This is a genomic window from Enterocloster aldenensis, assembly GCF_003434055.1.
Classification (GTDB): Bacteria; Bacillota; Clostridia; order Lachnospirales; family Lachnospiraceae; genus Enterocloster; species Enterocloster aldenensis.
In genome coordinates this window covers 13,129-31,209 of record NZ_QVEX01000017.1, presented here as the reverse complement: position 1 = coordinate 31,209, position 18,081 = coordinate 13,129, and the positions used below count along the sequence as shown (strand labels likewise).

Genomic DNA, 18,081 nt, shown 5'->3' with positions numbered 1-18,081 from the left:
AGGAAAAACAAAACATGGCTAAATATGTAGTTTGGAATAAGACAGACAATATATATACTCCCGTAGGGGAGTGCTTGACCCCTGAGGAGTGGATTGACCGGTATGGTTGGATTAATAACCCGGCAGCGGTCCCTGTTGTGGCGGGAGGCCTTATCAACGGCGCATTCAGTGGTGAACTGAGCCAGATGGTTGATGTCTGCACCAAGCATGGTGTCGACTTCTCATCCTGCACGACTAATGAGGAAATACTTGCAGCTATCGAGTATTTCGAGGACAATCCGCCAACAAGTGACGCGGTTTCCAACGAGGAACTGACGGCGACATCCCTGGCGAGTATAGCAGCCAGTATGGAATATCAGAACATGCTGACCCTTGATGACGCAGAAAAGACGGAGGTACAACCATGAGTTATGAAAGAATCAAGTATTATTACGATGCAGGGCTTTGGGTAAAAGCAATGGTAAGGATGGCGGTACGCAAGGGAGTCATCACCAAAGACCAGTACAGGGAAATCACTGGCGAGGCGTATTAAAAAGAAAGGTGAGGTATATGAAAATGAAGTTTTTAGACAGATGTAATGCGGCCTATGGGGCAGCGGTAACAATCCTGATGGCCATCCTGGGGCCGTATTGGTACATATTTGCAGGGTACCTGCTCTGCAACGTCCTGGACTGGCTGACAGGCTGGTACAAGGCCAGAAAGCTGGGGAGGGAGTCGAGTAAGACAGGCCTGAAAGGCATCCTGAAAAAACTGGGCTACTGGGTAATCATCCTGGTATCCTTCCTGATGCCGAAATTATTCATCGGCCTGGGGCATGACATCCTGGGGCTTAACCTGGATTTCCTGCTGTTCCTGGGATGGTTTACTTTAGCTTGCCTGCTGGTCAATGAGATCCGCAGCATCCTGGAGAACCTTGTGGAGTGTGGTTACAATGTGCCAGCCTTCTTAATCAAAGGCCTGGCTGTGACAGAGAAACTTATTAATGCAGAGACCGAGAAGGTCAACTAAGAAAGAGAGGTATATATCATGGCAGTATTAAGAGGACATGCAGACAAGAGGACGGCAGAGCAGAGGGCAAATGACGTGGCACAGAAGGCCAGGCCGAAGGGGGCGCAGGATAGGACAACCGTGACCACAGGCCCGGCTACCGGGAAAGAGGATGAGCGGGCTGTCGGGACGGAGGATGCCCAGTAGTTGCGATATCGCAACAGAAAGGCAATGCTATGAGGACACTAAGATTCAGGGTATCCGGCCAGGAGTTGACGAGGGCTCCTGGCTGTGATTTCAGCAGCATAATTGCAGGCACATCGGGCTACCTGCAAACAGCATTTGAGTTCGGCCCGGATTGGGACGGGACTGTCCAGGTGGCAGCCTTCTATCCATACTTACAGTCCCAGGAGGTCGGCAGGTTGATTCAGGGTGGTGCCTGCATCGTCCCGGATGAGGTGGCGGCCTATGATACGTTCAAGGTCGGCGTGGTAGGCCAGCGTGAGAATGGCCAGCGGATAACCACCAACCTGATTACCATCAAACAGGAGAGGGGGAGTGGACAGGCATGGCAACTGTAGATGAGATACTGACAAGACAGGCTTACGCGGCCGGGGATGGGGCGTGGACCAAGGACAATAACTACCCGTCATATACGCTGTACGTGGAGCCTGAGTATGTCCCGGTCACCAACAAGCGCATTGCGGATTTCAACGACCAGATATCTGTGCGCGGCGAACAGAATGCCCAGTTCGTGGGCTTCCAGCTGCCACGGTACGATGACGGCCTGGACCTCACGGCCGCACACCTGTACATCCATTACCAGACGGTCTATGGCAGCAGTGACAGCATACCCTGCAACGTGTCATGGACGGACAATTATATCAGACTGTGCTGGCAGGTACCGGCGCAGGCAACCCAGGAGCCGGACCGGGTCCAGATGATGATATACGCGACCGGCACCAACAGCATGGGGGAGCGCGTGACCTGGAAGACCCTCCCTGCGTCCTACACCATCCATGATGGCCTGGACATCGGCGGAGGAATCCCGGAACCGGACACCAGCTGGTACGAGCAGTTCGTGGCGCAGATGGAGGGTAAGGTATCCACTGCCCAGGGATACGCCAATGACGCCCAGGCCAGTAAGACAGCCGCCGCCGGTTCTGCCGCCGAATCGGCACAGTCTGCCGCTGCATCCGCCAAGGCTCTGGAGGATAACAGGGCATACGTGGAGTCCCAGAAGGAGACCTTCGTGGGCTATAACAAGCGTGAGACCGACCTCAAGTATGCCAATGCCCTGATTGGCACCGCATCCGGTATGGGCCGGGTTACGGTGGGGGATGCGTGGGAAGCGCCGATTCCTGACCTGGAGATTGCGGGCATGAGTGGGCAGTTTTCCACGACCGGGGCACAGATGCTGGATATACCATCATTGTCGGCCCGTACCTCCAATGGAGTAACGTTCACCCCAAATCCAGATGGCGCCATACTTGCTGCCGGAACTGCTACAGGTGGTAATTCCACTTTCTATCTTAGTGATAGACTTTCCGTCCCATCCGGGGATTATTATATTTCAGGTTGTCCAGACGGTGGTGATAAATCGACCTACGTAATCAAGGGGTATATAAATACGTCCGATGGTACCAGTTATGCATATGCATATGATATCGGTGACGGTGACACGTTGACAGTTAAGGACGGACAGACCCTTTCCCTTGCCATAACCATAGGCAACAATGCATCCGGTCCCCTGGTCTTCAGGCCCATGCTCCATGCAGGTTCCACGCCCAAGCCCTGGGAACCCTACACCGGAGGCCAGCCATCCCCCAGCCCGGATTATCCGCAGGAGATTTTGGGTACGGATGTCACATCTGTAATGGTGACTGGGGCGCAGTTGATGGATACATCTAGGTTAGCAAGAACCCATAACGACGTGACATTTTCCGTTCAGGAGGACGGGGGTATTTTGGTAACCGGAAATACGTTGGAAAAACTGGCTCATACAGCTGTTGTTTCGACTAATCTTTCGCCTGGAACTTACTATGTCAGCGGAAGCGTTCCGGCAGCCGACCCAAAAATATTTGTTAAAGCAAAAAAATGGTATAGCGATGGTAAATCTAATGTTATCAACGACGCCTCCTTTATTGTGGACGGAACCGAATCGAAAATAGAATACTTTATCTACATATATCAAGGAGTATCGGATATCAATGAAATAGTGTATCCCATGCTTAATGCTAGACCCACTGCTCTACCATATCAGCCCTACCAGTCCAGTACCGTAACAATACCCCTGACGGAGCCGTTACGTGGCATCGGGGATGTACGGGACAGGATAATGTGCAGAGATGGCGCGTGGGGCGTGGAAAGGCAATTCGTGTCATTGACTTTTGATGGTAGTGAAAACTGGGGGAAAATGAGTACAAATTCTGCTGATAAATTTAGGTTCAGAACTTCAAAGAATAAATCAATAATAAAAGCTGAGAAGAAAGTCAACATACCAACAAAGATATTGTGTGATAGATTACAGGTCGGGAGCAGTTCAAACACCTACAGTAGAATAGACTGTATTTCCTCCAGCGCAACCTGTGATATATACATCTATATGGAGCAGTTTAGCCATGGTGATGTGGATGCATTCAAGGCTTATCTTTCCGCCCATCCGCTCAATGCAATGTTTGAGCGCGCCACTCCCACCTGGGAACCCCTACCCTCCGCGACCCAATCCGCCCTGAACGCCCTTACCACCTACACCGGCACCACCCATGTGACCGTAACCGCAGGAGGGCCGGAACCGGATGTGGGGCTGGGGTACGTGCAGGATACCAGGGCGGTGGTAGCGGATTTACAGGCACAGATTGACGCGATTAGAAATGGAGGTACGACATGAACATAGTCAAGCAGTATTTAACAGTCAGTAACTACAATAGGCCAGGGACCAAGCGGGGCAGCACAACCGCAGTGGCCTGCCATTACATAGGCAATCCTGGCACATCAGCCCAGGCCAACCGAAATTACTTTGAAAATCTGAGCAAAACCCACACCACTAAAGCCAGTGCCCATTACATCATCGGCCTGCAGGGGGAAATCATCCAGATGATACCGGAGGAGGAGATAAGCTGGTGCACTAACTCAGCCAATGCGTACACCATTAGCATAGAGGCCTGCCATCCAGACAGCACCGGCAGATTTACGGATGCTACCTACGCAGCCTACGTGGAGTTGTGTGCAGATATCTGCAGGCGCTGGGGACTGGACCCGATGCATGGGGGACTCATCCGGCACTATGATGTGACCCGGAAGGTATGCCCCAAGTGGTTTGTGGACCACCCGGACGCTTGGGGGCAGTTTAAGCGAGATGTAGCGGACAAGATGGCCCCCACGTATGAGGTTGGCTGGCACCATGACAGTAATGGCTGGTGGTATGCCTATAGCACCACGGATTATTATAAGTCCTGCTGGCAGGTCATCAACCATCACAAGTACTATTTCAACCCTGACGGATACGCCCTGACCAACTGGCATGTAATTGATGGCAAGGATTATTATTTTGAGCCACGGGCGGGGCATCCGCTGGAATGCGCCATGTATGTGGCACCGGAGGGAGAACAGTACATAGGGGAGTTTTAACCGGACCAGGATGGAGCATTGCAGAGGCCGTTTTGGACGAATAAAACAAGCAGGACTGGTCGCTTAAAACCGGTCCTGCTTAGCAGCATTCATAGGGATGCCAGGGGTGTGCTCCGGATCGCGGAGGAGTGTGACATGGACAATCGGCGGTATGTGTTTGAGTGGTAGACTGTGAATATGGCGTTAGACAGCGGGGAGAGGAGGCGAATATGATATACAAGAAAGGATTTATATTGTGCGTATAGATGAGGTTAATAAAATTTCCGATAATGGATTGACAAATTAACCTGGATAGGTTAAAATAAAATTGTGACCTATGGAATGTCACTAGAAGGAGGATTGCACGATGGTAAATAACTTCGGAAAGTTTTGCCGCAAGCTGAGAATCGACAATGGAGAATTATTGGCGGATATGGCTAAAAAGCTCGGGGTTTCATCTGCATTTTTATCAAAGGTAGAAAATGGAAATAAGAAACCACCGAAGGAATGGCAAGAGGAAATTGTGTCATTGTATCAGTTGGATAATCGTAAAGCGGAGGAATTAGCTGATTGTATGTTTGATGCATTGAATTTCCATAGTATTGATATGTCTGGGTATTCAGATGGAAATCGGGATATGCTTCTGTCCTTCGCTAGAAAGCTTAACACCATGGATGACAGCAAAATAGACCAGTTTAGAAAAATGATTGAGAAGTAACTTGGAGGTGCTGCAATATTGAATATTCGTGCTACAGCGTTATCAAGAGTATCGATAAGAGAGTTGACGACAGAGGTTAGAAAAATTTGTGGGCTGCAGGAGCAGTTGTATTTTCCGATAGTAGAATTCATCGAGTGGGTTTTAGGCGACCCCAATAATGATTTCGATTATGAAATAGTACCGATATCTGAGATGAAAGATACATATGGAACAACAAATACCGCAAGTAACATTATGCGAATAAGGGAAGATGTATATGAAGGTGCCGTTAAGGGAAACGCAAGAGATAGATTTACTCTGTGCCACGAGTTGGGGCATTTCTTATTGCATCAGCCTAAATTGATAAGTTATGCAAGAGGTAATGTCCCGGTATACTGCCAGCCAGAATGGCAAGCCAACACATTTGCGGCAGAACTTATGGCGCCTTATCACTTAGTGAAAAACATGTCGGCAGATGAAATTGCACAGAAATGCGGAATGTCGCTGACTGCAGCCAATATTCAATATAAAACGTATCATAAGTTTGATGTTTAGGAGAAATCCTTTGCATAGAAAAAACCAAGTGCATTACACTTGGTCGCTTGTTGAACGTGTTACCACTATTCAACTGATTTTATAATCTTATTTGGCGATATGATTATAACATAGTGGGAACTCTTTTGCAAGTGGAAACTTGAGAAAGGAGGGCAAACTATGTGGATTTTTAGAGCATGGATTACCACGAAAGATGGTGAAAAGATTTATGCAAAAGACCATGGAAAAAGAGCCTTTAGATTCTGGGTTGGTCCAGGACCTGCGCCAGTTAAGAGTAACTAATTGACTAGAAGAGGCGCTTTTATCAGTTGGAGTGTCTCTGGTTTTATATGAAAGGAGCCAGAGCAATGGCAAAAACTAGGACAAGCGTGAGAGGACAGCAACACAAGAAAATTGTAGTAGTGAAAGCATATGTAAGGAAAGATGGAATAAGGGTGGGGGAGCATCGGCGTTCAACCCCAAATTGATACATTTTGAGGCAGGAGATTCCTGCCTCTTTTTTAAATAGTAGTGTGTGTATAAGGCGGGTACCGGATGCGACCGGACCCGCCAATTTCGTGTGATACTTCGTGTGATACCGTGTGATACATATAGGGTAAATATATGCCAAATATGGCATATATCTGCCATTTTTAATAATTAAAAACCCACGATTTTACGTTGTTTTTCGTAAATACGTGGGTTTTGACGTAGTGGAAGTAATGGGGCTCGAACCCATGACCTTTCGCGTGTGAGGCGAACGCTCATCCCAGCTGAGCTATACTTCCGTCCATGAGAATATTATAGCACGATAAAACGGAATTTCAAGAGGATATTCCCACAAATGTAAAAAATATGCAGACACACAGTATTATCTTAACAGAAGATGGGGACAGATAATTTGTTTGAAAAATTTATGATTTCAGAATATTGTACTTTCTGCTATATTATAGTATTATGATATAAAATCAATTGGGGGATAAAAACAAAAAAGGAGGTATTTCTGTGCAGCGTTTTGGAAATTTAAAAAAGATGATGGATGTATCTTCCGGCAGGAAGAAGGCATCCCTGGTCCTGAAACATGGGACAATCGTGAATGTTTTTACTGAGAAGACAGAGGTGGCCGATATAGCCATTGAGGACGGATACATAGCAGGAATCGGGGAATATGATGGGGAAGAAAATGTGGACATGACAGGCCGGTATATATGCCCGGGATTCATTGACGGACATATCCACCTGGAAAGTTCCATGGTATCCCCGCCGGAGTTTGAAAAGGCTGTCCTGCCCCATGGCACCACAGCAGTCATTGCCGATCCCCATGAGATTGGCAATGTGTCGGGCTGCCAGGGCATTGACTATATGCTGGAGGCAACAGCCGGACTGGATCTGGATGTATTCATCATGATGCCTTCCTGTGTGCCGTCCACGGGGCTGGATGAGTCGGGGGCAGTCCTGGGGGCGGCTGATATAAAACCATATTATGACAATCCGCGCATACTGGGGCTGGCTGAGGTCATGGACTCCGTAGGTGTGGTTGGGGGAATGGAGGACCTTCTGGATAAGATAGGGGAGGCTGCGCACCGGGATAAGGTAATAGACGGCCATGCCCCCTTCCTGGGGGGAAAGGGGCTGAATGCGTATGTCTGCGCAGGCGTCCTGTCTGACCATGAATGTTCTGATATCAGCGAAGCCCTTGAAAAGCTGGGCCGCGGCCAGTGGATCATGATAAGGGAAGGAACCGCGGCCAGGAACCTAGAGGCCCTGATGCCTCTTTTTGAGGCGCCCTATTATGAGCGCTGCATGCTGGTAACCGATGATAAGCATCCAGGCGACCTGATTTCCATGGGACATATTGATTATATTATCCGAAAGGCGGTTTCCCTTGGCGCGGATCCCATAAAGGCCATAAAGATGGGATCCTATAATGCAGCACGGTATTTTGGGCTGAAGGACAGGGGCGCTGTCATGCCGGGAATGCGTGCAGACCTGGCAGTGCTGGAAGACCTGGTTGATTTTCGCGTGACCGGAGTGTATAAGGGCGGTGCGCTGGCAGCGGAAAACGGAAGGTGCCTGCATGAAAAGCCGGACCGGAGCCGGGAACTGGAGCAGGCCTATCCTGCTGTATTTGATTCCTTCCATATGGATGAGGTGACGCTCAGTGACATTGCATATGAAAAAAGGGGAAACATGCAGAGGGTGATTCAGTTCAAGCCCCATGAGCTCCTTACCGAAGAAAGGATTGTTCCATGGCAGGGACATACAGAGGGCATGGCGCCGGGAGTCAGCCTGAAGGCTGATATAGTAAAGGCAGCTGTATTTGAGCGCCATCTGCATACCGGACACAAAGGAATCGGTTTTATTGGCGGATACGGTCTTAAGAACGGCGCGGTAGCCACCAGCGTGGCCCATGATTCCCACAATCTGATTGTCATAGGGACCAATGATAATGATATGGTACTGGCAGCCAACACGGTCATACGGAATAAAGGCGGCCTTGCCGTTGCCGTGGACGGACGGGTGGCAGGGGAACTGGCCCTGCCCATTGGAGGAATCATGACCAGGGCATCGGTCCATGAAGTGGAGGAACAGCTGGAGAATCTGAAGCAGAAAACACTGGAGCTGGGAATCGGCGCAGATATCGACGCATTCATGACATTGGCCTTTGTCAGCCTGCCGGTCATACCAAAACTCAGGATTAATACGTATGGGGTCATAGATGTGGAGCGGCAGGAGGTTGTGGAGGCGTCCTTCTGATCAGGCATCCTTTGGATGGGTTAACGGTATTTTCCCAGGCTATACCCGGACACAATGGAACCGAATCCATTTCCGGAGAATATCCTAATAAAAAAAGGAGAATATCGTGATGTGAATCAGGCAAGGGAAGACATAAATTGTGACATCGTATATTCCATGGGAATCACGGGGAAAGGGGTTGGTGTTGCTGTCCTGGACACCGGCGTTTATCTCCATGAGGATTTTAAAGATAGAATAACAGCGTTTGCTGATTATGTGAACCATAGGCCCCAGCCCTATGACGACAACGGGCATGGGACCCATATATCAGCCATTATAGGAGGGAGCGGCGTTTCCTCCGAGGGAAAGTACAGGGGCGTAGCGCCTGGCTGCAGCATTATTTCGGTCAAAGTGCTGGATCACAAGGGAAATGGATATGCCTCCGATGTACTGGCAGGATTAAAATGGATAAGGGAGCACAAGGAGGAGTATGGTATCCGTATTGTGAACATTTCCGTGGGGTCCCTTTCCAGACGGGATATGACGGAGAACTCCATATTGGTGCGGGGAGTCAATGCGGCCTGGGATGATGGTCTGGTTGTTGTTGTGGCAGCCGGTAACCATGGTCCGGGCCGTATGACCATTACCACTCCGGGTATCAGCAGGAAGGTCATTACCGTGGGATGCTCAGACGACCATAAGGAAGTGGATGTGATGGGCAGCAGGATGGTGGATTACTCAGGCAGGGGGCCAACCCTGGCATGTGTATGCAAGCCCGATATTGTTGCCCCTGGTTCTGGCATAGTCAGCTGCTGCAATGAACCGGGGCGGTATTTCTCAAAATCAGGGACCAGTATGTCCACGCCCCTGGTATCCGGGGCAATTGCCCTTTTGCTGGAAAAAAATCCTGACATGAGCAATAAGGATGTGAAACTGCGCATCCGGGAGAGGGCCGTGGACTTAGGACTGCCCCATAACCAGCAGGGATGGGGCAAGCTGGACGTGGCGCGGCTGGTGGAAGACTGAAAAAGGGCAGCCGGTACGCGGGGGCGGAGGAATCCTACGCCTCCCACCGCCCCGATGCCCCGCAGGGCAGCACCAGCCCGGTTTCCGTCACCGGAAGCCCTACTTCCTGGGCATTGACCGTGCCGCCAAAGCGGGGAATCACCTCCACGCCCAGCATGTAACTCAGCACTGCAGGCGCAAGGCCTGTGGTATAGGAATTGATTAAAAAGAACAGGGGATTGTCTGAGAGCAGCTGGACGCAAAGCTTGACCAGCGGATGGATGGCATCCTCTATCTTCCAGATTTCACCTTTGGGCCCCCGTCCGTAGGACGGCGGGTCCATTATGATTGCATCATAGCGGTTGCCTCTTCTGATCTCCCGCTCCACGAATTTTACGCAGTCATCCACAATCCAGCGGATGGGCGCGTCGGACAGGCCGGAAGATGCCGAGTTTTCCTTGGCCCAGCCCACCATGCCCTTGGAGGCGTCCACGTGGGTGACACTGGCCCCGGCCTTGGCAGCCGCCAGGGTGGCGCCGCCGGTGTAGGCAAAGAGGTTGAGGACCTTAACCGGCCTTCCGGCCTTCCTTATCCGTCCGCTAAACCAGTCCCAGTTAGCGGCCTGCTCCGGGAACAGCCCTGTGTGCTTAAAGCTGAAGGGCTTCAGGTTGAATGTAAGCCCTTTGTAACCAATGGACCACTGTTCCGGCAAATCAAAAAATTCCCACTCGCCCCCGCCTTTGCTGCTGCGGTGGTAATGGCCGTTCATGTGTTTCCAGCCTTTATGGCCCTTAGGGGTATCCCAGATAACCTGAGGGTCCGGCCGGACCAGCAGATATCTGCCCCATCGTTCCAGTTTTTCGCCCTGTGAGCAGTCTATTACTTCATAATCCTTCCAATCATCGGCAAGCCACATAGTATTCATAACCTCATTTCCTTATTAAAATCAAATAGAATGACATATTACAGAGTATAGTCTAAATGATGCGGCCGCGTCAAGCGCGGACGGAATCTATTTGCAGGCATTTGCTGTGAAAAGAAAAATTAAAGCCTATCGTAAATAAATTGAAAGATAAATAAGGTTGAATAATTGGGGTAGCCTTGATACAATATACTTTAGGATTGCCGGAGTATCTGATAAGGTGCCGGCATGGGCTGGAGCGTGTTAAGGATTGACGTTTGCCCCGGGATGCGTTTGGGAATTCATTCCCGCCATCCGCACGCCCTGGAACGGATGGGAAGAGGAGCTGAGCATATGAGAAAACAAACAGTGGCAGTGTGGGTGCTGGCAGCGGTGCTGTCTTTTGGTACGGCCACAATTTCAGCCCTGGCAGCAGAAGGTTGGGCTCAATCAGGAAGCAGCTGGGTATATTATGATTCCAATGGAAACCAGGTATATAATACATGGAAAAAAGGCGCGGACAACCAGTGGCGTTACGTTAACGGGGAAGGTGTCATGGCGACCAATGCCTGGGTGGATTCCGATTATTACGTGGACAGCAACGGCATCATCCTGACTGATAAGTGGTTAAAGCTTACCAGCGATGAGGGTGAATATGAGTGGTATTATTTTGGCAGCAGCGGCAAGATGATGACCGATGCGTGGAAGAAGATTGATAACAAGTGGTACCATTTTTCAGGGGACGGCCGCATGGAGCTGGGCTGGATACTGGATGATATGTATTATACGGGAACGGACGGCGTCATGAGGACGGGATGGCAGAAGCTGGAGCCGCCGGATGAGGACGATGATGACCGCAACAAGGTGACCCCGGGAATTGACAGCGTGACGGATGATGACGGCAAGTACTGGTTCTACTTTTCCTCCAGCGGCAAGAAGTTCGTGCCTGACAGTTCGGACGGCGACTACACGGCCCGTAAGATAGACGGTACGTATTACTGCTTTGATGAGGTGGGCGCCATGCAGACCGGCTGGAAGAAGGTGCGCTCCACGTCTTCAGATGACACCATTGAGGACTACATGTATTTCGGGGCCGATGGGAAGGCCAGGATTGGCTGGTACTCCATTGAACCGCCGGAGGACCTGGAAGGGTATGAAGGCGATGTGGAGTGGTTTTATTTTACCAACAGCGGAAAGCCCAGGGCAGCTGATTCCGAGCGCCTGACCACCAATGATATCGTGAAGCTGAACGGCAAATCCTACCTGTTCAACCACCTTGGCAATCCTGTTTATGGCCTGAAGAAAGTATACCTTGGCTCGGGCGATGACAACTGGACCTCCTTCTACTTTGGGGACAAGGAGAAGAGCTGCGTGCAGAAGGGGAAGATGAAGGTGACGGAGGACGACGGCAACAAGTCTGATTTCTATTTCTCAGACAATGGCCGCGGCTACAATGGTGTAAAGGATAACTACCTATATTATAAAGGGAAGCTTCAGAAAGCCACGGATGGACAGAAGTATGTGTGCTATGAGGTGGATAATAAGAATTATGTGGTCAATTCTTCCGGCAAGGTCATGAAGAATGCAAAGGTAAAGAACAGTGACGGGGTTAAGTTTGTTACCAATGCCAGCGGACAGCTGATGTCAGCGGATGAGGATACGGATATTGATGCTTACACAACAGAACCCGTGGAGCCGTACTGCACGGAATGATTAACATAACAGAACCAGGAAAGACTTCTGATTAGGCAGAGGTCTTTTCTTTTGCGCAAAATTGAACCGGTCCCTGTTCCCGGGATTTCAAAACAGGACTTATACCAATCCATACGCAGGATTAAAAAATAAAAAAAGTACTTGCATTTATAAAAAAAGTGTGCTAATATAACAAGGCTGTGGCATGATAGCGTTGAAGCGAGAGGTTGCTGCCCACAAAGTGAGGCAGGTTTTCCGTGGAGCGAATGTCAAGTTAGGAAACTGGCGACAAGTCACTGTACCAATTAAAGAAACTGCAGGATAATCAGCAGAATCAGTGTGGAGTCCTTTGAGGACACACACGGAAACGTGTACAGTCACCGCTTGTCGTACTTGGTTTAAAAGTGCGAAAAGGAGGCGACTTTTTTTATGGCAAGTCAAGTAATGAGAATCACTTTAAAGGCTTATGATCATCAGTTAGTAGATCAGTCTGCCGGCAAAATCATCGAGACTGTAAAGAAGACAGGATCACAGGTGAGCGGACCGGTGCCGTTACCAACCAAGAAAGAGGTAGTAACCATTCTGCGTGCGGTTCATAAGTACAAAGATTCCAGAGAGCAGTTCGAACAGAGGACACACAAGAGACTCATCGACATCACTGCTCCAAGCCAGAAGACAGTTGATGCACTGTCCAGACTGGAAATGCCGGCTGGCGTGTACATCGACATCAAGATGAAGACCAAATAAGGTCGGACAATGTTTATATCCTGAAGGGTTTAAATATAGAAGCAACACTGCATTTCCTGTTGAGGAATCAACATACCGCACCGCTTGCCCCATGAAGGCAGGGGGATTACCCAGAAGCGGTTCATAGTGTTCCACGTATATTAAGACTGTTCTAGGATGAATGCGAAAGCATTCCGCTGTAGATCATGAAACAGGAGGTAAGACAATGAAGAAAGCGATTTTAGCAACAAAAGTCGGAATGACCCAGATCTTCAATGAGAATGGTGCTTTAGTTCCGGTAACCGTACTTCAGGCAGGACCTTGTGTGGTAACACAGGTTAAGACTGCTGAGAACGATGGTTACAAAGCAGTACAGGTTGGTTTCGTTGACAAGAGGGAAAAACTGGTTAACAAGCCACAGAAGGGCCACTTTGATAAGGCCGGGGTTTCCTATAAGAGATATGTAAGGGAATTCAAGTTTGAGAATGCAGAAGAGTATTCTGTAAAAGATGAGATTAAGGCAGACATCTTCGCTGCTGGCGATAAGATTGATGCAACCGCTATTTCCAAGGGTAAAGGCTTCCAGGGCGCCATCAAGAGATATGGACAGCACAGAGGACCCATGGCTCATGGTTCCAAGTTCCATCGTCATCAGGGTTCCAACGGTTCCGCTACCACACCAGGCCGCGTATTCAAGGGCAAAGGTATGCCAGGCCATATGGGCAGCAAGAAGATTACCGTCCAGAACCTGGAGGTTGTTAAGGTTGATACCGATAATAACCTGATTCTGGTGAAGGGCGCAGTACCAGGACCTAAGAAGAGCCTGGTAACAATCAAGGAAACCGTTAAGGTTGAAAGGTAAGCTTTTATAGGAAAGGAGGAACACACAGATGGCAAACGTATCTGTTTACAATATGGAAGGTAAAGAAGTTGGCACATTAGAACTGAACGATGCCGTGTTCGGTGTAGAAGTTAACGAGCACCTGGTACATCTTGCAGTTGTTGCACAGCTTGCTAATAAGCGTCAGGGAACACAGAAAGCAAAGACACGTTCTGAGGTTTCAGGCGGCGGTAGGAAACCGTGGAGACAGAAGGGGACCGGTCATGCAAGACAGGGTTCAACCAGATCCCCTCAGTGGAAGGGCGGCGGCGTGGTATTCGCTCCCACACCAAGGGATTACACAATCAGACTGAACAAGAAGGAAAAGAGGGCTGCCCTTAAGTCAGCACTTACAAGCCGTGTTCAGGACAACAAGTTCATTGTTGTAGATGAGCTGAAGTTTGATGAGATTAAGACCAAGAAGTTCCAGGGCGTCATGGACAGCCTTAAGGTAAACAAGGCGCTGGTTGTTCTGGCTGACAATGACCGGAACACAGTATTATCCGCAAGGAACGTTGCAGACGTTAAGACTGCACAGGTTGACTCCATCAATGTATACGACATTCTGAAGTACAACACAGTAGTTGCTACCAAGGCTGCTGTTGCATCCATCGAGGAGGTGTACGCATAATGGCAGATATTAAGTATTATGACGTCATTTTAAAACCAGTTATTACTGAGAAGAGCATGAACGCCATGACAGATAAGAAGTATACTTTCATGGTCCATGTAGATGCCAATAAATCCATGATTAAAGAAGCGGTTGAGAAGATGTTCCCAGGCACCAAGGTTGAGACTGTGAACACCATGAACTGCGAGGGAAAGGTTAAGAGAAGAGGAACCACCTTCGGCAGGACCGCTGCTTCCAAAAAGGCAATCGTAAAGCTGACGGAAGACAGCAAGGAAATAGAGATTTTCCAGGGGCTGTAAGCACTTAGTGAGGTATCTCACGAACTTAGTGCGAACGCCGTTCCCGAGACTTAGCGAGGTCTTTTCGAGCTTAGTCGAGCGGAACCCGCTCCCGTTGGATGCACCTTAATCCAACAAACCCAAAACCCGCCGGGTATCCCGGCCGGAGAACTTATACGGCATCCCGTTCACAGGGGACATCCCAGATATCCCGTCCAGAACCGCATGCCGCGAAAAGAAAATGAAAAGGAGTAAAATGTCATGGGAATTAAGAAGTATAATGCTTATACACCTTCCAGAAGACATATGACCGGCTCTGATTTCAAGGAAATCACCAAGACCACCCCAGAAAAGTCTCTGGTAGTTTCCCTGAACAAGAACGCAGGTCGTAACAATCAGGGTAAAATCACTGTCCGTCACAGAGGCGGCGGCAGCAGAAGAAAATATAGGATCATTGATTTCAAGAGAAACAGCAAGGATGGTATCCCGGCAACCGTTATCGGTATTGAGTACGATCCAAACAGAACTGCCAACATTGCACTGATCTGCTATGCAGACGGCACCAAGTCTTATATCCTGGCTCCACAGGGCTTAACGGATGGAATGAAGGTTGTAAGCGGCGACACGGCAGAGGCAAAGCTTGGCAACTGTATGCCGCTGTACCATATTCCGGTTGGTACACAGGTACACAACATTGAGTTATATCCTGGCAAGGGCGGCCAGCTGGTCCGTTCCGCCGGTAATGCAGCACAGCTGATGGCTAAGGAAGGCAAGTATGCCACCTTACGTTTACCTTCAGGTGAAATGAGAATGGTTCCAATCATCTGCCGCGCAACAATCGGTGTTGTTGGCAATGGTGAACACTCCCTGATCAACATTGGTAAAGCTGGTAGGAAGCGCAACATGGGTATCAGACCAACTGTCCGCGGTTCCGTAATGAACCCCAACGACCATCCACACGGTGGTGGTGAAGGTAAGTGTGGTATCGGACGTCCAGGTCCATGCACACCATGGGGCAAGCCTGCTCTGGGTCTGAAGACCAGAAAGAAAAACAAGCAGTCTAACAAGTTGATCGTAAGAAGACGTGATGGCAGAACCATCAAATAGTTAAAGGAGGTTAAGAACACATGGCTCGTTCACTGAAAAAAGGACCATTTGCAGACGCGCATCTGTTAAAGAAAGTAGACGCAATGAATGCAGCAGGACAGAAGCAGGTAATTAAGACCTGGTCCCGCCGTTCTACAATCTTCCCACAGTTTGTTGGTCATACAATTGCAGTTCATGACGGTAGGAAACACGTTCCGGTATATGTAACCGAAGATATGGTAGGACATAAACTGGGCGAATTCGTAGCAACCAGGACCTATAGGGGTCACGGAAAAGACGAGAAGAAATCCGGCGTGAGAAAGTAATTCACGGGTAAATTGAAAGGAGGTTTTACCAATGGCAAAAGGACATAGATCCCAAGTCAAGAGAGAGAGAAATGCCCAGAAGGACACAAGACCAAGCGCAACACTGTCTTACGCTAGAGTGTCTGTCCAGAAGGCTTGTTTCGTATTAGATGCCGTTAGGGGCAAAGATTTAGAAACCGCACTTGGTATTGTAACTTACAATCCCAGATATGCTTCCAGCTTAGTTAAGAAGTTACTGGAATCAGCAGCAGCAAATGCTGAGAACAATAACGGAATGGACAGGTCAAAACTTTACGTAGAGGAATGCTACGCAAACCAGGGCCCAACCATGAAGAGAGTCAGACCGAGAGCTCAGGGACGTGCTTACAGGATCGAGAAGAGAATGAGCCACATCACTGTTGTTCTGAATGAGAGATAGGAGGCAAATATGGGACAGAAAGTTAATCCACACGGCTTAAGGGTCGGTGTTATTAAAGACTGGGATTCCAAGTGGTATGCAGAAGCTGATTTTGCTGACTGCCTGGTTGAAGATTATAATATTAGAAAGTTCCTGAAGAAGAGACTGTTCAGTGCCGGTATTTCCAAAATCGAGATTGAGCGTGCTTCCGACAGGGTGAAGGTCATCATCTATACCGCTAAGCCAGGCGTGGTTATCGGTAAGGGTGGTTCTGAAATCGAGAAGTTAAAGAAAGAAGTCCAGAAGCTGACAGATAAGAAACTGTTTGTAGACATTAAGGAAATCAAGCGTCCGGATAAGGATGCACAGCTGGTTGCCGAGTCTATCGCATCCCAGCTTGAGAACCGTGTTTCCTTCCGCCGCGCAATGAAGTCCACCATGGGCAGGACCATGAAGGCTGGCGTTAAGGGTATCAAGACCGCTGTTGCAGGACGTCTTGGCGGCGCAGATATTGCACGTACTGAGTTCTACAGCGAGGGTACAATCCCGCTTCAGACATTAAGAGCAGATATTGACTATGGTTTCGCAGAAGCAGATACAACCTACGGCAAGCTTGGCGTTAAGGTTTGGATCTACAAGGGCGAAGTACTTCCTACTAAAGGAAACAAGGAAGGGAGCGATAAATAATGTTAATGCCTAAAAGAGTTAAGCGTCGTAAACAGTTCCGTGGATCTATGGCCGGCAAAGCTTTAAGAGGCAATACGATTTCTAACGGTGAGTTCGGTTTAGTCGCTACTGAGCCATGTTGGATTAAGTCAAACCAGATTGAGGCAGCCCGTGTTGCCATGACCCGTTACATTAAGCGTGGTGGTAAAGTCTGGATTAAGATTTTCCCCGATAAACCTGTAACAGCAAAGCCAGCAGAAACCCGTATGGGTTCCGGTAAAGGCGCTCTGGAGTACTGGGTAGCAGTTGTAAAGCCAGGCCGCGTATTATTTGAAATCGCTGGTGTACCAGAGGAAACAGCTAGGGAAGCTCTGCGTCTTGCAATGCACAAGCTGCCATGCAAGTGTAAGATTGCTTCTAAAGCAGATTTAGAAGGCGGTGATAACAGTGAAAACTAATAAGTTTGTAGAAGAATTAAAGAATAAGTCAGCCAACCAGCTGAATGAAGAGTTAGTAGCTGCGAAGAAGGAACTGTTCAATTTAAGATTCCAGAATGCAACCAATCAGTTAGATAACACATCCAGAATCAAGGAAGTACGCAAGAATATTGCCAGGATCCAGACTGTTATCACTGAGAAGGCTAATGCTTAATGAAAGGAGAACTTACCGTGGAAAGAAATTTAAGAAAAACCCGTACCGGTAAAGTGGTTAGCAATAAAATGGACAAAACCATTGTTGTAGCAATCGAGGACCACATTAAACACCCACTGATCGGTAAGATCGTTAAGAAAACCGTTAAGTTAAAAGCTCATGACGAGAAGAATGAATGCGGCATCGGTGATAAAGTTAAAGTAATGGAAACAAGACCACTGTCCAAGGATAAGAGATGGAGACTTGTTGAAGTTATCGAGAAAGCAAGATAATTGAGAT

The 18,081-nt window shown here is 48.8% G+C and carries 25 protein-coding genes and 1 tRNA gene; 24 read left to right on the top strand and 2 right to left on the bottom strand.

All coding sequences use genetic code 11. The features are described from left to right. Window positions 1-14: 14 nt before the first annotated feature. The 10 genes from DWX59_RS23430 to DWX59_RS29710 all read left to right on the top strand — a co-directional run bounded on the left by DWX59_RS23430 (window position 15) and on the right by DWX59_RS29710 (window position 6,130). Window positions 15-407, top strand: coding sequence for a hypothetical protein (locus DWX59_RS23430; protein ID WP_147325853.1), 393 nt, complete (start codon window positions 15-17; stop codon window positions 405-407). After that, complete coding sequence (locus DWX59_RS23425) at window positions 404-532, top strand: XkdX family protein (RefSeq protein WP_117562065.1); 129 nt, start codon at window positions 404-406, stop codon at window positions 530-532. Before DWX59_RS23430 ends, DWX59_RS23425 begins: the two co-directional genes overlap by 4 nt. A 17-nt stretch (window positions 533-549) precedes the next feature. After that, window positions 550-1,008 carry a phage holin family protein gene (locus DWX59_RS23420; protein WP_117562062.1) on the top strand — a complete coding sequence of 153 codons (459 nt, stop codon included), beginning with the start codon at window positions 550-552 and terminating at the stop codon, window positions 1,006-1,008. Between the two features lie 18 nt (window positions 1,009-1,026). Beyond that, the gene (locus DWX59_RS28875; protein WP_166460287.1) at window positions 1,027-1,194 is read left to right on the top strand and encodes a hypothetical protein; all 168 of its coding nucleotides are present in this window, start codon (window positions 1,027-1,029) and stop codon (window positions 1,192-1,194) included. Window positions 1,195-1,223: 29 nt separating this feature from the next. Continuing rightward, entirely contained in the window at window positions 1,224-1,568 is a 345-nt protein-coding gene (locus DWX59_RS23415; protein WP_117562059.1) for a hypothetical protein, read from the top strand. Next, window positions 1,556-3,877, top strand: a complete 2,322-nt coding sequence (locus DWX59_RS29080; protein ID WP_207660463.1) for a hypothetical protein — start codon at window positions 1,556-1,558, stop codon at window positions 3,875-3,877. The genes DWX59_RS23415 and DWX59_RS29080 overlap by 13 nt, the downstream gene beginning before the upstream one ends. Next, window positions 3,874-4,617 carry a peptidoglycan recognition protein family protein gene (locus tag DWX59_RS23405; protein WP_117562057.1) on the top strand — a complete coding sequence of 248 codons (744 nt, stop codon included), beginning with the start codon at window positions 3,874-3,876 and terminating at the stop codon, window positions 4,615-4,617. Before DWX59_RS29080 ends, DWX59_RS23405 begins: the two co-directional genes overlap by 4 nt. A 346-nt stretch (window positions 4,618-4,963) precedes the next feature. Continuing rightward, window positions 4,964-5,314, top strand: a complete 351-nt coding sequence (locus DWX59_RS23400) for a helix-turn-helix domain-containing protein (protein WP_089775546.1) — start codon at window positions 4,964-4,966, stop codon at window positions 5,312-5,314. A gap of 18 nt (window positions 5,315-5,332) precedes the next feature. Next, entirely contained in the window at window positions 5,333-5,848 is a 516-nt protein-coding gene (locus tag DWX59_RS23395) for an ImmA/IrrE family metallo-endopeptidase (protein WP_117562055.1), read from the top strand. Window positions 5,849-6,007: 159 nt separating this feature from the next. After that, entirely contained in the window at window positions 6,008-6,130 is a 123-nt protein-coding gene (locus DWX59_RS29710) for a hypothetical protein (protein WP_268878124.1), read from the top strand. Window positions 6,131-6,541: 411 nt separating this feature from the next. Here the strand turns inward: DWX59_RS29710 and DWX59_RS23390 are convergent. After that, window positions 6,542-6,615 (bottom strand) — tRNA-Val (locus DWX59_RS23390). Between the two features lie 244 nt (window positions 6,616-6,859). Here DWX59_RS23390 and ade point away from each other — a divergent pair. Together ade and DWX59_RS23380 are read left to right on the top strand one after the other, a co-directional pair. Further along, complete coding sequence (gene ade, locus DWX59_RS23385; RefSeq protein ID WP_180215771.1) at window positions 6,860-8,584, top strand: adenine deaminase; 1,725 nt, start codon at window positions 6,860-6,862, stop codon at window positions 8,582-8,584. A gap of 111 nt (window positions 8,585-8,695) precedes the next feature. Continuing rightward, the gene (locus DWX59_RS23380) at window positions 8,696-9,589 is read left to right on the top strand and encodes a S8 family peptidase (RefSeq protein ID WP_117562049.1); all 894 of its coding nucleotides are present in this window, start codon (window positions 8,696-8,698) and stop codon (window positions 9,587-9,589) included. Window positions 9,590-9,623: 34 nt separating this feature from the next. Here the strand turns inward: DWX59_RS23380 and DWX59_RS23375 are convergent, their stop codons facing one another. Then, entirely contained in the window at window positions 9,624-10,484 is an 861-nt protein-coding gene (locus DWX59_RS23375) for a class I SAM-dependent methyltransferase (RefSeq protein WP_117562266.1), read from the bottom strand. A 339-nt stretch (window positions 10,485-10,823) separates the two neighbouring features. Here DWX59_RS23375 and DWX59_RS23370 point away from each other — a divergent pair, with 339 nt between their 5' ends. The 12 genes from DWX59_RS23370 (at window position 10,824) to rpsQ (ending at window position 18,074) form a co-directional block, all read left to right on the top strand. After that, window positions 10,824-12,182: a cell wall-binding protein gene (locus tag DWX59_RS23370; protein WP_117562047.1), complete on the top strand. Its 1,359-nt coding sequence runs from the start codon at window positions 10,824-10,826 to the stop codon at window positions 12,180-12,182. A gap of 408 nt (window positions 12,183-12,590) precedes the next feature. Beyond that, window positions 12,591-12,908: a 30S ribosomal protein S10 gene (gene rpsJ / locus DWX59_RS23365; RefSeq protein ID WP_002566515.1), complete on the top strand. Its 318-nt coding sequence runs from the start codon at window positions 12,591-12,593 to the stop codon at window positions 12,906-12,908. A gap of 205 nt (window positions 12,909-13,113) precedes the next feature. Beyond that, entirely contained in the window at window positions 13,114-13,749 is a 636-nt protein-coding gene (gene rplC / locus DWX59_RS23360) for a 50S ribosomal protein L3 (protein ID WP_117562044.1), read from the top strand. A 28-nt stretch (window positions 13,750-13,777) separates the two neighbouring features. Beyond that, on the top strand, window positions 13,778-14,398 hold the full coding sequence (gene rplD / locus DWX59_RS23355) for a 50S ribosomal protein L4 (RefSeq protein WP_117562042.1): 621 nt from the start codon (window positions 13,778-13,780) through the stop codon (window positions 14,396-14,398). After that, window positions 14,398-14,697 carry a 50S ribosomal protein L23 gene (gene rplW, locus DWX59_RS23350; protein WP_008726426.1) on the top strand — a complete coding sequence of 100 codons (300 nt, stop codon included), beginning with the start codon at window positions 14,398-14,400 and terminating at the stop codon, window positions 14,695-14,697. Before rplD ends, rplW begins: the two co-directional genes overlap by 1 nt. Window positions 14,698-14,937: 240 nt before the next feature. Beyond that, on the top strand, window positions 14,938-15,783 hold the full coding sequence (gene rplB / locus DWX59_RS23345) for a 50S ribosomal protein L2 (RefSeq protein WP_008726427.1): 846 nt from the start codon (window positions 14,938-14,940) through the stop codon (window positions 15,781-15,783). A gap of 20 nt (window positions 15,784-15,803) precedes the next feature. Continuing rightward, window positions 15,804-16,088 carry a 30S ribosomal protein S19 gene (gene rpsS, locus DWX59_RS23340; RefSeq protein WP_008726428.1) on the top strand — a complete coding sequence of 95 codons (285 nt, stop codon included), beginning with the start codon at window positions 15,804-15,806 and terminating at the stop codon, window positions 16,086-16,088. A gap of 31 nt (window positions 16,089-16,119) precedes the next feature. After that, window positions 16,120-16,506 (top strand): 50S ribosomal protein L22, encoded by a 387-nt coding sequence (rplV, locus tag DWX59_RS23335; RefSeq protein WP_008726429.1) that lies wholly within the window; start codon window positions 16,120-16,122, stop codon window positions 16,504-16,506. A 9-nt stretch (window positions 16,507-16,515) separates the two neighbouring features. Then, complete coding sequence (gene rpsC / locus DWX59_RS23330) at window positions 16,516-17,172, top strand: 30S ribosomal protein S3 (protein WP_008726430.1); 657 nt, start codon at window positions 16,516-16,518, stop codon at window positions 17,170-17,172. Next, a complete protein-coding gene (rplP, locus tag DWX59_RS23325; RefSeq protein ID WP_008726431.1) occupies window positions 17,172-17,609 on the top strand; it encodes a 50S ribosomal protein L16 in 438 nt (145 codons plus the stop codon). The genes rpsC and rplP overlap by 1 nt, the downstream gene beginning before the upstream one ends. Beyond that, complete coding sequence (gene rpmC, locus DWX59_RS23320) at window positions 17,599-17,802, top strand: 50S ribosomal protein L29 (RefSeq protein WP_025483884.1); 204 nt, start codon at window positions 17,599-17,601, stop codon at window positions 17,800-17,802. Before rplP ends, rpmC begins: the two co-directional genes overlap by 11 nt. Then, complete coding sequence (gene rpsQ / locus DWX59_RS23315) at window positions 17,802-18,074, top strand: 30S ribosomal protein S17 (protein ID WP_008726433.1); 273 nt, start codon at window positions 17,802-17,804, stop codon at window positions 18,072-18,074. The genes rpmC and rpsQ overlap by 1 nt, the downstream gene beginning before the upstream one ends. The last annotated feature ends 7 nt before the right edge of the window (window positions 18,075-18,081 follow it).

Bases quoted from the DNA above. Each gene is read 5' to 3' on its own strand.
- DWX59_RS23420 (WP_117562062.1), top strand. From the start codon at position 550: ATGAAAATGAAGTTTTTAGACAGATGTAATGCGGCCTATGGGGCAGCG.
- rplV (WP_008726429.1), top strand. From the start codon at position 16,120: ATGGCAAAAGGACATAGATCCCAAGTCAAGAGAGAGAGAAATGCCCAG.
- rpsQ (WP_008726433.1), top strand. From the start codon at position 17,802: ATGAAAGGAGAACTTACCGTGGAAAGAAATTTAAGAAAAACCCGTACC.
- DWX59_RS28875 (WP_166460287.1), top strand. From the start codon at position 1,027: ATGGCAGTATTAAGAGGACATGCAGACAAGAGGACGGCAGAGCAGAGG.
- rpsS (WP_008726428.1), top strand. From the start codon at position 15,804: ATGGCTCGTTCACTGAAAAAAGGACCATTTGCAGACGCGCATCTGTTA.
- rplC (WP_117562044.1), top strand. From the start codon at position 13,114: ATGAAGAAAGCGATTTTAGCAACAAAAGTCGGAATGACCCAGATCTTC.
- DWX59_RS23370 (WP_117562047.1), top strand. From the start codon at position 10,824: ATGAGAAAACAAACAGTGGCAGTGTGGGTGCTGGCAGCGGTGCTGTCT.
- rplW (WP_008726426.1), top strand. From the start codon at position 14,398: ATGGCAGATATTAAGTATTATGACGTCATTTTAAAACCAGTTATTACT.
- ade (WP_180215771.1), top strand. From the start codon at position 6,860: ATGATGGATGTATCTTCCGGCAGGAAGAAGGCATCCCTGGTCCTGAAA.
- DWX59_RS23375 (WP_117562266.1), bottom strand. From the start codon at position 10,484: ATGTGGCTTGCCGATGATTGGAAGGATTATGAAGTAATAGACTGCTCA.
- rplB (WP_008726427.1), top strand. From the start codon at position 14,938: ATGGGAATTAAGAAGTATAATGCTTATACACCTTCCAGAAGACATATG.
- DWX59_RS23430 (WP_147325853.1), top strand. From the start codon at position 15: ATGGCTAAATATGTAGTTTGGAATAAGACAGACAATATATATACTCCC.
- DWX59_RS23400 (WP_089775546.1), top strand. From the start codon at position 4,964: ATGGTAAATAACTTCGGAAAGTTTTGCCGCAAGCTGAGAATCGACAAT.
- rplD (WP_117562042.1), top strand. From the start codon at position 13,778: ATGGCAAACGTATCTGTTTACAATATGGAAGGTAAAGAAGTTGGCACA.
- rplP (WP_008726431.1), top strand. From the start codon at position 17,172: ATGTTAATGCCTAAAAGAGTTAAGCGTCGTAAACAGTTCCGTGGATCT.
- DWX59_RS29710 (WP_268878124.1), top strand. From the start codon at position 6,008: ATGTGGATTTTTAGAGCATGGATTACCACGAAAGATGGTGAAAAGATT.
- DWX59_RS23425 (WP_117562065.1), top strand. From the start codon at position 404: ATGAGTTATGAAAGAATCAAGTATTATTACGATGCAGGGCTTTGGGTA.
- DWX59_RS29080 (WP_207660463.1), top strand. From the start codon at position 1,556: ATGGCAACTGTAGATGAGATACTGACAAGACAGGCTTACGCGGCCGGG.
- rpsC (WP_008726430.1), top strand. From the start codon at position 16,516: ATGGGACAGAAAGTTAATCCACACGGCTTAAGGGTCGGTGTTATTAAA.
- DWX59_RS23405 (WP_117562057.1), top strand. From the start codon at position 3,874: ATGAACATAGTCAAGCAGTATTTAACAGTCAGTAACTACAATAGGCCA.
- rpsJ (WP_002566515.1), top strand. From the start codon at position 12,591: ATGGCAAGTCAAGTAATGAGAATCACTTTAAAGGCTTATGATCATCAG.
- DWX59_RS23415 (WP_117562059.1), top strand. From the start codon at position 1,224: ATGAGGACACTAAGATTCAGGGTATCCGGCCAGGAGTTGACGAGGGCT.